We start from the raw sequence: 13722 nt of genomic DNA, 5'->3' as shown, positions 1-13722 counted from the left end.
AAGATGGTTGAAATAGAAAGAAAGTTTCTTGTAAAATCTGACGCATACAAGAATCAAGCTTTTGCTCAGAATAAAATTGCTCAAGGCTATTTGAGTTCTGCTCCTGAACGTACGGTTAGGGTTAGAATTAAAGGGCATAAAGGCTTTATAACTATAAAAGGGATAAGCCATAGTGGCGGTATGTCTCGCTTTGAATGGGAAAATGAAATTCCGCTTGAAGAAGCTCAGGAATTACTGAAATTATGCGAAAAGGGTAAAATTGAAAAAACGCGTTATGAAATACAATCTGGTGAGCATATTTATGAAGTCGATGAATTTTATGGTGAAAATGAAGGCTTAGTAATGGCTGAAATTGAATTAAATTCGGAAGATGAAGTTTTTGAAAAACCAGAATGGCTTGGAGAAGAAGTAACAAACGACGAAAGATATTATAATGCTTATTTAAGCAAAAATCCTTATAAAGACTGGCAAAAATAAAATGACAGAATCAATATATGACCTTATTATTGTTGGTGGAGGACCAATTGGTCTTGCTTGTGCAATAGAAGCCGAAAAGAAAAAATTAAAATATGTAATTATAGAGAAAGGAGCGATTGTAAATAGTATTTTTAATTATCCGCTTTATATGACCTTTTTCTCTACCGCAGAAAGATTAGAAATTGGTGAGATTCCGTTTAACTGCCTGGCACCAAAACCAGGACGTCAGGAGGCTTTGGAATATTATCGAAATATTCACCGTTACTTTAAATTCAACATCAATTTATTTGAGAAAGTACTTGATGTACAGAAAAACCAAGGCATTTTTAAAATTGCAACGAATAAACAAAATTACGAATCGAAGAATGTCATATTGGCAACCGGCTTTTATGATATTCCAATTGAAATGAATGTTTTAGGCGAAAACCTTCCAAAAGTCCGTCATTATTATAAAGAAGCACATGAGTATGCTTTTAGAAAAGTTTTGGTTGTAGGCGCTAATAATTCGTCTGTAGACGCTGCTTTGGAATGCTGGAGAAAAGGAGCAGAGGTTACCATGGTAATTCGTAAAAACGAAATAAATAGCCGTGTGAAATATTGGGTAAAACCAGATATTGAAAATCGAATTGCCGAAGGAAGTATTAAGGCCTATTTTGAGTCTAATATTACTGAAATTCGTGAAGATGAAGTGGAAATTCAAACACCAAACGGAAAAATTACAATTGAAAATGATTTTGTTTTGGCATTAACTGGCTATAAACCTGATCTAAATTTTCTAGAAAAAATCGGAATCCAGCTTTCTAATGACGAACTGAAAATTCCAGTTTATAACCCTGAAACAATGGAAACAAATGTAGAAGGTTTGTTTCTTGCCGGAGTAGTTTGTGGCGGAATGCAGACACATAAGTGGTTTATAGAAAACTCGAGAGTTCATGCTAGTATGATTGTAGATTATATTAGTTCAAAGTAAAAAAGTTAGCCACAAATTACACGAATTTGCACAAATTTTATCCATTTAGTTTTTATTCTAAAAGTATAGAAATTAGTGTCAATCCGTGTAATTCGTGGCAAAAAAACTTTTAAGAACTACAAGATAACATAGAGCAGCCAACTTTTGTTCTAGCCCAATCAGGACGTTTTGCAAACCATTTTTCAGATTCTGGCTGCTCGTCATACGGATTTTTCAAAAGCTGAAACAATTCATCAACCAAAGAATAATCCTCTTTATCTGCTGCATCAATAGCTAATTGTGCCATATAATTTCGCAATACATACTTTGGATTAATTTGATTCATTTTTTCTGAACGCTCATTATCCGAAAGTTCTTCTGCTTTTAATCTTTTCAAATAAACAGTAAACCATTTTTGCCAAGCATCTAGAATATTTTCTCTTATTTCTTCTGGAATATAAAATGCGTATTCTATTTTTTGGAACGCTTGTTCTACCGAATCATCTTTTTTAATATTACTAAGATTTCTAAAAAAGATAGTCATATCGGTTTCTGATAACTGCAAAATTTCTTCTAAACCTTTAATGATTTTATCATCAGCTTCATTTGAAGTGAATATGCCTAATTTGCTTAAAAACATTGTTTTGTAGTCATTTTCAAAATCAGTAATAAAGGTGTCCAGAATTTTTTCTAATGGTGCAGCTTCATTAATTAAAGGATAAAGTGCATTTGCCAATTGAAATAAATTCCATTGTGCCACCTGCGGCTGATTTCCGAAACGGTATCTTCTATTTTGACTGTCGGTTGTGTTTGGCGTCCAGTCTGGATCATAGTTTTCTAGCCAACCGTATGGGCCGTAATCAATCGTAATTCCATGAATGGACATATTATCCGTATTCATCACGCCATGTACAAATCCAACGCGTTGCCAATGCAAAATCATTTCTCGGGTTGTATCTGCAATTTTTTGAAAGAATTGTAAATATTGTTCTTTTGGCTCTCCAGTAATTTCAGGAAAATAATGCTTAATCGTAAACTCGACAAATTGCTTTAAGTTTCTTAGCTCATTTCTCGCTGTAAGCATTTCGTAGCTTCCAAAACGAATAAAAGAAGGAGCAACTCGACAAACTATAGCGCCTTTTTCATAAGCAGGATTTCCGTTATACAAAATATCTCTTAAAACCTGATCTCCAGAAAGGGCAAGTGAAAGCGATCGGGTAGTGGGAACACCCAAATTATACATTGCTTCAGCACATAGATATTCTCTTATAGAAGAGCGTAAAACAGCCAAGCCATCTGCCGTTCTAGAATATGGAGTTTTTCCTGCGCCTTTTAACTGCAGTGTGTAAAATTGGTTGTTGTTTTCAACTTCTGTTAAATTGATTGCGCGACCATCGCCCAATTGTCCTGCCCAATTTCCAAATTGATGTCCCGCATAGCACATGGCATACGGCTGTGTTTCTGGAAGAATCTCTTTACCAGAAAAAACATTTAAAAATTCTTCTGATCGAATTTCGTCTTTAGAAATTCCAACTAATTCAGCCACTTCTTCAGAAGCGTGAATCAATTTTGGGTTTGAGGGTTTTGTTGGATTTACATATGAAAACAGCGCATTTTTAACCTGACGAATCTCATTCGTCAAATCTGGATCTGCTGGCAATTCGGCAGTAAATCGATTATTTATTTTAAGATTTTTCATTTTGTTGTTTTTCTTTCTTTTTGCCACAGATTATATAGATCAAACGGATTTATTATTCTAGTATTTGTCAGGCTGAGCGAAGTCGAAGCCTCGGTTCAATTGGAGCGCCCTTCGACTTCGCTCAGGGTAACAATTCAATTCATAAATAATTCCAATCTTTAATCTTTTTAATCTGTGGCAACTTAAAATTAGCCAATTAGCATATCAGCATACATTTTTTTAAGTTTTTGAATTTTTGGATCAATTACAACTTGGCAATATCCAGCTTCTTGGTTTTCATTGTAATAATTTTGATGATAATCTTCAGCTTCATAAAAAACTTCAAAAGGCTTTAGTTGCGTTACAATTGGATCTTCGTAAGCAGGTTGCACTTCTTCAAAAACTTTTTCGGCAATTGCTTTTTGCGCATCATCGTGATATAAAATTATCGAACGGTATTGGGTTCCACTATCGCCACCTTGACGATTTAAAGTTGTCGGATCATGACTTGTCATGAAAATGAAAATTAAGTCATGATATGAAATTATGTCAGGGTTGAAAGTCACTTGAATCACTTCGGCATGTCCTGTTCTTCCCGTACATACTTCACGATACGCTGGATTTTTTATAAATCCGTCTGAATAACCCGATTTTATAGATTCTATTCCTTTTAAACGCTGAATTACAGCTTCTATACACCAAAAACATCCGCCACCAAAGGTAGCTACAGATAAATTTTCCATAAATATTACTTTCTTTAAATTTAATGCCTATTAATTCGATAGGATATTATGATAATTTATTAAAAAAAAAGTTGTTTTAACTAAAAATATCAAACAGTAATATAGTGTTTGAAGTTTACTATTGATAAATTCGCAATTTTATAAAAAACTATATATATTTGCAGTCAAACACAAGGCACAACTAATGAATAGCAAAAATAGTACCATGACACTGGAAACTTATTTCCAGAAATTTAGACAGAATATTGTCGGTATAAATCAAGAATTTACTTCGCCTTATGGCACAAAATCAATAATTTACACAGATTGGACTGCCAGCGGAAGGTTATATCGTCCGATTGAGGAAAAACTATTAAATCAGTTTGGACCATTTGTAGCCAATACACATACTGAAACTACTGTATCTGGTACGGCTATGACAAAAGCATACCATCATGCTAGACATATTATTAAGCGTCATGCCAATGCTAACAATGATGATGTTTTAATTACGGATGGAACTGGAATGACGGGAGTTATCAATAAATTTCAGCGTATTTTAGGATTAAAAATTCCTGAAAACTTAAAAAGTTTTACAACTGTTCCCGCAGAAAAAAAACCTATAGTTTTTATTTCGCATATGGAGCACCATTCTAATCAGACTTCGTGGCTAGAAACTATTGCAGATGTTGAGATTATTCCGTCTTGCGAGAAAGGGCTTTTTCATTTAGAGAGTCTTGAAGCTTTATTGGAGAAATATAAAGATAGAACTATCAAAATTGCTTCAATTACGGCTTGTTCGAATGTTACGGGGCTTAGAACTCCTTTTCATGAAGCTGCAAAACTAATGCATCAATACAATGGTGTATGTTTTGTTGATTTTGCCTGTTCTGGGCCATATGTAGAAATTGATATGCATCCGGCAGATCCAGAATCTTATTTGGATGCTATTTTTATGTCGCCTCATAAATTCTTAGGGGGACCTGGAACTTCTGGAGTTTTGATTTTCAACAAAAAGTTATACAACAACATGATTCCTGATTGCCCAGGCGGAGGAACCGTGAGCTGGACAAATCCTTGGGGAGAGCATAAGTATATTGATAACATTGAAGATCGTGAAGATGGCGGAACGCCTGGTTTCCTTCAAGTTATTAAAACTGCGCTGGCAATTGAGCTTAAGGAGGAAATGGGGATTGAAAACATTATGGAACGTGAACATGAAATTGTTGATTATGTTTTCTCTCAATTGGATCCTGTTTCTAATATTAAAATTTTAGCTGGACAGCACAAAGAACGTCTTGGCGTAATTTCGTTTTTTATTGATGATCTTCACTTCAATTTAGGGGTAAAAATCTTAAATGATCGTTTTGGAATTCAGACTAGAGGAGGATGCAGTTGTGCAGGAACTTATGGCCATTATTTATTGCATGTTGATCAGGAAACTTCTAATAAATTGGTTAATGAAATTACGATTGGCGATTTAATCAAAAAACCGGGATGGATTAGAATGTCAATTCACCCAACAACAACTGATGAAGAGATTGCTTTTGTTTGCAATAGCATCAAAGAATTAGCTGCAAATCATAAAACATGGGCTTTGGATTATTCTTACGATAAAAACCGTAATGAGTTTATTCATAAAGATGCAACTTCTTTTGAAGATGAATTAGTTGAAAGTTGGTTTAAATCTTAGATCTATAACTTCAAATAGCTAAAAACTCTTTAGCCACAGATTATACAGATTAACGCTGATTTTTTAAAATCTCTTTAATTTTTTAATCTGTGGCTATTTTTTTTTTTAACGCAAAGAGCGCTAAGATTCGTATTGATTTTGTTTAATAATCTTTGTCTTTATTGAGGTCGCAAAGGAAAAGACCTGATATTCACATAATCAATCTTACGCCGCCAAGATCGGCAACTCGGTAGGAGAATCTATTTCCTGGTGAACCAATAAACATAAAGTTTTTTGGAATGTTCCATTTTTGAGAAAGTTCATCTATAATTTCGGGACCAAATACGCCTTCAATTTCTATAAATTCAATGTCGAGACTGTCATAAGCACGATCCAAAACTTCTAAATCTTTTTTAAGAGCTTCGTTATCAACAGTGTCTTTTTTTACATGAACAATTTTAAGTTTTTTAGTAGTTTCGTTGTCTTCAACATATTGTAAGACTTTGTTCAAAATTGTAATGTCGTCTCCTTTTGTAAAGAAAACGAACTCTTGAGAGTTGATTTTTGAACTTAAACTTTCTAAATAACGATTGCTAAGAATAACCATTTTGCGTAATGGCTGATAAAAATATTCTAGAGCTTCGATTAACAATCGTATCAAAGTAACACGATTTAGCATAATTCCAATAAAGATTAAAGCAGGAATCATGTACTGCAAAAATGTATAAAACGAATTGATATTTAAGGACATGTTTCCTAAAAATGCTGCAATGACAAAGAATACGGCAATAACAACAGCAATACCTTTGGCACGTTCTGGTCTAGGAAGTTTACTTCTTTTGTATTTTAAAAGCAAGTTTCCGATTCCGAAAAGCGCCATAACCGCCAAGAAAGAAAAAGTATAAACTCCAGCCAGAGATTCTAAATGTCCATTTGTAGCAAATAGGACTGATAAACATAGAATCAAGAAACTTATAACAATTCGGTAATGAGAGCCTCTTTTATTCTGTTTTAGGAAATAATTTGGCAAAATTCTATCTAATGTCATTCGGTTTAGAAGCCCAGAAACACCAACAAAAGAAGTTAGAACGGCTCCACAAAGCACCATAACTGCATCTATAGAAATAAGCCAAGCGAGCCAAGCTCCTCCTGTGGTATCTCCTAAATGCGCAAGAAGTGATTCTTTATTTTCTCCAACTTCTGTTAACGGAATTACACTAATTAATAAAATGGCAATTACGGGATTAAAAAAACTCACGATTCCCCACATGTTACGAAGTGTTTTAGGAAAAACGCCATGTTCCTGTTCTTCAACGAAGTTGGCTGAACTTTCGAAACCAGAGATCCCTAACATAGCTGCAGAAAACCCAAGAAAAAGGGCTGTTTTAATGCTTCCTGAAGCAATAGGTGTCTGCCAATTGATATGAAAAGTGTCTAAACCATGTGTCAAAACAAACCAAGCTGATGCCAAAACCAGCAAAGTCAAAGTTCCGATATGTGTTATGAATATGATAACGGCTACAAATGCAGATTCCCCAATTCCTAAAATGGCCAATCCTGTAAACAGAACGAGAACAACTACTGTTGCTATGGTAACATTAAGACCCTCAAAAATTCCGTGTAAATAATGCATTCCTTCTGAAGCTGAAATTACAGCGGTCGCCATATAGGACAAAACGGTCAATGTTGCAGCTACAGATGCCAGACGTTTTGTAGAAGTATTTAATAAAACATTGTAAGCGCCACCATTTAAAGGAATTGCTCCGACAACTTCTGCATAAATTTTTCTGAAAAGAAATAAGACGACAGCAACAATTAGGAGTGAGATACAAGCGTATTGTCCTGCATACAAAATAGTTAAAGCTGAAACATAAAGGCAAGAAGAGCTTATATCGTTTCCGCAAATTGCAGTTGCCTGTAATTGATTTAATTTTTTGTGTACGATTTCTTTCATCAGTATTCGGAGTTAACACTTTTAGTAAAATAATAAGTAACAAAATAATTATAATCGTGCGATCAAGGCAGATATTAAACTAAATCAAATACAGACTAATGCTATTCAGATTTATATAGCACTCTGAAACTGTTTCAGAGCAGATAGGGCCTGGGATTGTACTTTTTTCTGGAAAAATCCTGTCCAACCAAGTAAATAACCAGTAAGGCCAAAAGCTTGTTTTGACCATTTCCAAACATCAAAACTATCGGTATGTTTGATAATTAATCCGTCTTGGAATATAAATTCGGCTGAAATTTTATTGATGACTTTTCTGTTTGTTTTGCTAAAATTATAAGTGGCTGTCCAATTTGCAGAACCGATAGAGTCGTCTGCTTTTACATTTGAAAATTCAATTTTTAAATTGCCTTTACTTTTTAAGAGCAGCATCTCCCACATGTTAGAAACTTGTTCTTCTTTTAATAAACCAAAAGCAGGATCAATAAAATGAACTTTCGGATGATAGCATTCGCTCATAGTTTTGGCGTCAGCATTCGCGAAAGCGGTATAAAATTTTGTAATCAAGGCTTCATTTGAGTTCATAAAAAAATATTTATGTTAAATATAAGATTTATTATATTAAAAAATCACTATAAAACACTAATTTCTTTAGCTGTATCAAATGTTTTTTTAGATTTATCAAATGCTGTTGAGAAATATTTCACTTTACTATAAGCTGTAAAATGACCAGTTAGATTTCCTGAAATATCTGGCCCACCTGCAATTATAAATCGTACGGCGTAAATATCAGTCTTTTTAAGTTTTAGCCATTCTGCAGGAGTGAAATAATAGTAGGCAGTTGTTTTTCCATCTGCAGATTCTTTTACATTCTTGTCTGTGCAAGCAATTACATCTGCATTAGTCAAATCGACATAAACGCCACCGGCAATTTTTGCTTTGTCATTTGCGGTAGAAACAGTTAGTTTTAAAATACCTCCTTTTTCTGTTTTAGCTATCTGTACATTAATTTCACCAGAGTAAGCATATTTCTCGCAGATGAAAGTATATTCTTGTGTTGCAGGATAAGGTGCAGACCCTTTTACACTGATAGTTTGCTGTGCTGAAGCAAATGTTGAAACAAATAACAAAAGAAGTAGTGGCATTTTAAAATTCATAGGTATCGTAATTTATTGATCGGCTAATTTGGCATCAAATTTTTCATCCCAATCCATAGATTTTATGGCAGAAATGAGATTGTCTTCATTTACAAAGATGCGCAATTCTTTATTGGCAACTTTTTTTGTGTACAAAGCATGATAGCGATAAATGACTTCATGCTTGGTTTTGTAAACTCCATCTAATTTTAAATCTATAAAACTTCCGTAGTATTGTCTAAATCTTTGGCAGGTTTTGGTTAAACGCTCTTCTGTTGTGTTTTCCATAACCGTTTTAGTTACTTCAGTTTCATTAAAAGGTTTAAATTTTGAAGTATTACAAGTTTCCAAGACTCTCTTTCCTAAATCATACGCTTTACGCTGCTGATTTGCATTTACATCTGCTCCAGAAACTTTTTTAATCTTTAAATCTTCTGTATCTCTGCTTACGGTTTTAGATTTACATCCGATTAATAACAACAAACATATAATCAATCCTGCTTTCTTCATAACTATTTAAGTAATTTTTAATAATAAGTTAGGATCGGGACAATTTTCGATATAGAAGTTTAGGTCTTTTGTATTGCAGACTCCTGGATAATCTCCCCAATAATCTCCAATGTTATGAATGATCTGAAAATGGACATGAGGTGCATAATCGCCATTTACAGAGGCATTTCCTAAAGTTGCAATTTTTTCGCCTTTCTTAAAATTGTCTCCGACATTTAAATTTTCTATACTTTCTAACGATAAATGTCCGTATAAAGTATAAAATTTCTCATTTTCTATTTCGTGCTCCAATATAATAGTAGGACCGTAGTCGCCTAAGCCAATATTATTTTTAAAACTGTGTACCGTTCCATTAAGTGCTGCAAGTACAGCAGTTCCAGCTTCTGCCCATAAATCTAATCCGATATGAATATTGCGTTCGGGCTTTGAGGCATCCAAAAAAATGGGACTTCTTTGATATAAAAATCTACCTTCTATGTAACCTCCAAAGGCAACTTTGGCATTGTTTTCTTTTAGATAGTTTGAAATATATTTTTCAAAATCTTCTGAAGTGTCCAGTTTTTTATCAACCAATTCCTGATTTGAAACAGACAAATTTAAAGGTACATATTCAGAAAGATTAATTGAGGCATCAATAACTTTAGTAGGTGGCAGGGCGTTTAAGATTGAAGAAAGGGGTTTCATAAAATTTAAGCAACTTTGTTTATAATTATTAATTCGTTATGTACTTCAATGCGGGGCAGCATCTTTGTTTTAAACATTTTAGGATTTACTTCTGCAACATATTTTCTATTTCGAACATTATGAGCTTCGTCTAATATCATGGTGTTGAATAAAACAAAACCATTGTCTCTTAAAATAGCGCAGACTCTATCAACAAAAAACTTTTCGAACAAAAAATTGGGCATATGTGTGTCTTCAAAAATATCTATAATTATGAGATCATATTTTTCTTTTGTTTTCAAGACAAACTCAAATGCATCGTCAATGACAACTTCTAACTGTTTAATTTGATTAAGGTTAAAATATTGATTGGCAATATGAATCATATCGGGATCAATTTCGACTCCTGTTATTTTTTCTTTGTAGGCTATCTCATCTACTAAAGTTTTTACTACGCTTCCGCCGGCAACTCCCAATAGTAGAATATGCTCCATTTCAAGAATTTTATCGTATCCAATATTTCGAAGTCCGTACCTTAATATACGCTGCAAACTTCCATATGAATAATTTGTGTTTTCAGTGTCCAATACTAATTCGCCATTTGCCCATGTAACTTCGATCATTTTGCTTCTGGCTGATTTTTTCTTAAATATTTTTATTGGAATTATATAACTGAAAAATTTTCGAATCATTTTTTGTGCTTTTACTCAAATTTACCATTAAATCTTTTATTTTGCACCAAATATTGAATCTTTCATGAAAAAACTGTTGTACAAATTCATCTTTTACAAGCTAATGGGCTGGAAGATAGTGGGAATGGAGAATGCTGAAGTAAAAAAATGTGTATTAGTAGTGATGCCACATACAAGCAATCATGACTTTTATATAGGTCTTTTGACTCGTGGCATATCTGGATTGCAGATGAATTTTGTAGCAAAGAAGGAATTATTTAGATTTCCTTTTGGTTTTTATTTTAGAAATGTCGGCGGTGAGCCATTAGATCGTTCGGGCGGATTGAATAAAGTAGATGCCATTGCTTCGATTTTTGATAGAAAAGAAACCTTTCGTTTGGCCGTTGCTCCGGAAGGAACCAGAAAAAAAGTAAATGAACTAAAAACCGGATTTTATTTTATCGCGCTTAAAGCGAATGTGCCAATTGTTCCCGTTGCTTTTGATTGGGGCAAAAAAGAAGTCAATATAGGTAAAGCAATTTATCCGACTGGAAATTACGAAGCCGATTATGAAATTTTGAAAAAGCACTATGAAGGTGTTTTAGGAAAAATTCCTGAAAATGGTATCAAATTGTAATTTCTGAGAATTTTTTCAAATGCATGAGAATCGCATATTTAAAAATTTTCTAGGCAAAGAGTCAAATACGCGCTAATTTTTGCATTACGGAGAATAGGCCTTAAAGGTGCCGTTTTTATAAAATAAGACGATTTTTTCAATTTCGCCATCTTCCAAATTAAAATCTGTGTTTTTTGGAGCTGAAGATTTTTTGAGTTCTCTTTTTTCTTCTTCTTCAGAATTTATTTCTATAGCCGAAAATAAATCATTTCCCATATTCTGATTTGGCAGAATAGAAGGAGAGGACTTTTGAGTTTCATCCACTTCTTCATTATTGTTTTTTGGAAAACTTCCTTTTCCTGTCAAAATCCAATATAGATCTACATCGGGAAAAACTTCCAAAATTTTCATTACAAAATCTAAACTAGGCTTATTTCTGCCTGATAAAAGATGTGACATGCTAGAACGTTGCACTCCAATTTTATCAGCAAAAGCAGAGGCATTTAAGCCATAATATTCTAATACGGATTCAAGTCTTTTTACAAAATCATCTATGTTTACCATTGTAAATTCCTGTTTTAAATTCGTCCATTTACAAATGTAAACAAAAAGAAACAGTATTCGAATATTATTGTTGCAATTTTAATTAGAGTTCATTTTTATGTTAAATTTAAAATTTAAATAAATATTTATAATTAACTGAAATATATTATTTTATACATACTTAATCAATTTAAAAAGCTCAATTAAAACAAGTTATATTTACTACTGTTAAATGTCCTCAAAAACTGTTTACAATTCTAAATTATTAAATTTTCGAACAGTTTACAATTGTAAAAATAAAGATGTTTACTTTTGTAAACTAATCGAAATACAATGAATTTAGAACAGCTTTTTACGCAATACAAAGAACAATCCATTTCTGGCAGATATCTTACATTAGACCATATTAAACCGCTTTTAGATAAGTTAAATACAAATGGTCAGGTTAAGATTATTGGTACATCTGTTTTAGGTGAACCTATATATAGTTATCAAATTGGAACGGGAAAAACACGTGCTTACTTATGGTCTCAAATGCACGGAAACGAAAGCACAACAACAAAAGCTTTATTTGATTTCATAAATCTATTGAATGACGATACCGACTTTGCAAAGCAAATGTTGAATACTTTTACGTTTTACTGCATTCCTATGCTTAATCCTGATGGAGCAAGACTTTATACAAGAGCAAATGCAAATGAAATAGATCTAAATCGTGATTCGCAAGATTTAACGCAGCCAGAAAGCAAAGTGCTTCGCCAAGTATTTGAAGAATTTAAGCCTGATTTCTGTTTTAATTTACATGACCAGCGCACCATATTTGGAGCAGGAACAACAGGAAAACCTGCTACAGTATCTTTCTTGGCTCCATCTTATAATGAGGAAAGAGAAGTAAACGAAAATAGATTAAAAGCCATAAATGTCATTGCAGGAATCAATGAAGAGCTTCAAAAATACATCCCTGGACAAGTTGGACGTTTTGATGACTCCTTCAATATTAATTGTATAGGAGACACTTTTCAGTATTTAGGTGTACCAACTATCTTATTTGAGGCAGGACATTTTCCGGAGGATTACGAACGAGAGATTACTAGGAAATTCATATTTTTCGCGTTAATTTTAAGCTTCAAGCAGATATCCGAAAACGATTTAGTTAGCAATAGATTTTCTGAATATTTGAATATTTCACAAAATAATGTGGTTTTTTATGATTTTATGTATAAAAATGTCAAAATAAATTATGATGGTATCGAAATTATTACGAATTTTGTCGCTCAATACAAAGAAGAATTAATCGAAAATAAGATTCATTTTAACGCTTACATAGTTGAAGTAGGCGAATTGGAAAATTATTTTGGACATTATGAATACGACGCAAAAGGCGCAGAATATTCGGACGATTTACAAAACTTTCCTAAAACGGGTCAAAAAGCAAATTTTTATTTAAATAAAAATGTTAAATTTGTTAACGGATTAATAAAAAGTTAATTTTTATGTGAATTTGTTGTTTTTTATATATAATTTTATACTTTGTAATAGCAATTAGTAATATTAATTAAACAATTATGAGTAAATTTCGTTTAGATGAAGTAGATCACCAGATTTTAGATATGTTAATAGACAATACGAGAGTTCCGTTTACTGACATTGCAAAAAAACTTTTGATATCTGCTGGTACAGTACACGTTAGAGTTAAAAAGATGGAAGATGCCGGTATCATCATGGGATCTTCATTAGCCTTAGATTACGATAAATTAGGTTATTCATTTATTGCTTATGTAGGGGTTTTCCTTAATAATACATCTCAGACTAAATTTGTATTAGAGCGAATCAATCAAATTCCATTCGTAACTGTAGCTTCTGTAACTACAGGAAAATTCAACATCTTTTGCAAAATTAGAGCAAAAGATACTAAGCACGCAAAAGAAGTTATCTTTATGATTGACGATATTGATGGTGTTTACAGAACAGAAACAATGATTTCATTAGAGGAAAGTATAAACGATAAGAAGCGTTTGATGCATACTATTTTCAAAAATATGTAAGAACTTTTCTTGAATGCTATATTAAAATATAACCTCAAGTTTATTCTTGGGGTTTTTTTATGACTAATTAACCAACCAACTATAACACG

15 protein-coding genes are annotated in these 13722 nt (G+C 32.9%); 6 read left to right on the top strand and 9 right to left on the bottom strand.

Annotated features, from left to right (window positions below):
• The first annotated feature begins 3 nt into the window (after nt 1–3).
• Nucleotides 4–477 carry a CYTH domain-containing protein gene (locus PQ463_RS06075; protein ID WP_274256797.1) on the top strand — a complete coding sequence of 158 codons (474 nt, stop codon included), beginning with the start codon at nt 4–6 and terminating at the stop codon, nt 475–477.
• A gap of 1 nt (nt 478) precedes the next feature.
• A complete protein-coding gene (locus PQ463_RS06070) occupies nt 479–1447 on the top strand; it encodes a YpdA family putative bacillithiol disulfide reductase (RefSeq protein WP_274256796.1) in 969 nt (322 codons plus the stop codon).
• Nucleotides 1448–1556: 109 nt separating this feature from the next.
• On the opposite strand, the gene PQ463_RS06065 is transcribed toward PQ463_RS06070, so the two are convergent.
• Nucleotides 1557–3125, bottom strand: coding sequence for a protein adenylyltransferase SelO (locus PQ463_RS06065; RefSeq protein WP_274256795.1), 1569 nt, complete (start codon nt 3123–3125; stop codon nt 1557–1559).
• Nucleotides 3126–3313: 188 nt separating this feature from the next.
• Nucleotides 3314–3847, bottom strand: coding sequence for a peptide-methionine (S)-S-oxide reductase MsrA (msrA, locus tag PQ463_RS06060; RefSeq protein ID WP_274256794.1), 534 nt, complete (start codon nt 3845–3847; stop codon nt 3314–3316).
• A gap of 184 nt (nt 3848–4031) precedes the next feature.
• Here msrA and PQ463_RS06055 point away from each other — a divergent pair, with 184 nt between their 5' ends.
• Nucleotides 4032–5519: an aminotransferase class V-fold PLP-dependent enzyme gene (locus PQ463_RS06055; protein WP_274256793.1), complete on the top strand. Its 1488-nt coding sequence runs from the start codon at nt 4032–4034 to the stop codon at nt 5517–5519.
• A 190-nt stretch (nt 5520–5709) separates the two neighbouring features.
• On the opposite strand, the gene PQ463_RS06050 is transcribed toward PQ463_RS06055, so the two are convergent.
• From PQ463_RS06050 to PQ463_RS06025, 6 genes are all read right to left on the bottom strand, one after another.
• Nucleotides 5710–7452: an APC family permease gene (locus PQ463_RS06050; RefSeq protein ID WP_274256792.1), complete on the bottom strand. Its 1743-nt coding sequence runs from the start codon at nt 7450–7452 to the stop codon at nt 5710–5712.
• 111 nt (nt 7453–7563) lie between these two features.
• The gene (locus tag PQ463_RS06045; RefSeq protein ID WP_274256791.1) at nt 7564–8034 is read right to left on the bottom strand and encodes a nuclear transport factor 2 family protein; all 471 of its coding nucleotides are present in this window, start codon (nt 8032–8034) and stop codon (nt 7564–7566) included.
• A gap of 47 nt (nt 8035–8081) precedes the next feature.
• On the bottom strand, nt 8082–8594 hold the full coding sequence (locus PQ463_RS06040) for a hypothetical protein (protein ID WP_274256790.1): 513 nt from the start codon (nt 8592–8594) through the stop codon (nt 8082–8084).
• A gap of 24 nt (nt 8595–8618) precedes the next feature.
• Entirely contained in the window at nt 8619–9095 is a 477-nt protein-coding gene (locus PQ463_RS06035) for a hypothetical protein (RefSeq protein WP_111369054.1), read from the bottom strand.
• Nucleotides 9096–9101: 6 nt separating this feature from the next.
• Nucleotides 9102–9779 (bottom strand): peptidoglycan DD-metalloendopeptidase family protein, encoded by a 678-nt coding sequence (locus tag PQ463_RS06030; RefSeq protein WP_274256789.1) that lies wholly within the window; start codon nt 9777–9779, stop codon nt 9102–9104.
• Nucleotides 9780–9784: 5 nt separating this feature from the next.
• Complete coding sequence (locus PQ463_RS06025) at nt 9785–10450, bottom strand: spermidine synthase (protein ID WP_274256788.1); 666 nt, start codon at nt 10448–10450, stop codon at nt 9785–9787.
• 64 nt (nt 10451–10514) lie between these two features.
• Here PQ463_RS06025 and PQ463_RS06020 point away from each other — a divergent pair, with 64 nt between their 5' ends.
• Complete coding sequence (locus PQ463_RS06020; protein WP_274256787.1) at nt 10515–11066, top strand: 1-acyl-sn-glycerol-3-phosphate acyltransferase; 552 nt, start codon at nt 10515–10517, stop codon at nt 11064–11066.
• An 84-nt stretch (nt 11067–11150) separates the two neighbouring features.
• Here the strand turns inward: PQ463_RS06020 and PQ463_RS06015 are convergent, their stop codons facing one another.
• Entirely contained in the window at nt 11151–11609 is a 459-nt protein-coding gene (locus PQ463_RS06015; RefSeq protein ID WP_274256786.1) for a helix-turn-helix domain-containing protein, read from the bottom strand.
• Between the two features lie 312 nt (nt 11610–11921).
• Here PQ463_RS06015 and PQ463_RS06010 point away from each other — a divergent pair, with 312 nt between their 5' ends.
• Complete coding sequence (locus tag PQ463_RS06010; protein ID WP_274256785.1) at nt 11922–13076, top strand: M14 family metallopeptidase; 1155 nt, start codon at nt 11922–11924, stop codon at nt 13074–13076.
• A gap of 77 nt (nt 13077–13153) precedes the next feature.
• Nucleotides 13154–13633 carry an Lrp/AsnC family transcriptional regulator gene (locus tag PQ463_RS06005; RefSeq protein WP_008468989.1) on the top strand — a complete coding sequence of 160 codons (480 nt, stop codon included), beginning with the start codon at nt 13154–13156 and terminating at the stop codon, nt 13631–13633.
• Nucleotides 13634–13722 lie beyond the last annotated feature (89 nt).

Source organism: Flavobacterium sp. KACC 22763 (genome assembly GCF_028736155.1).
Lineage (GTDB): Bacteria > Bacteroidota > Bacteroidia > Flavobacteriales > Flavobacteriaceae > Flavobacterium.
The sequence above is the reverse complement of the archived record's forward strand: the minus strand, read 5'-3'. Positions and strand labels throughout refer to the sequence as shown.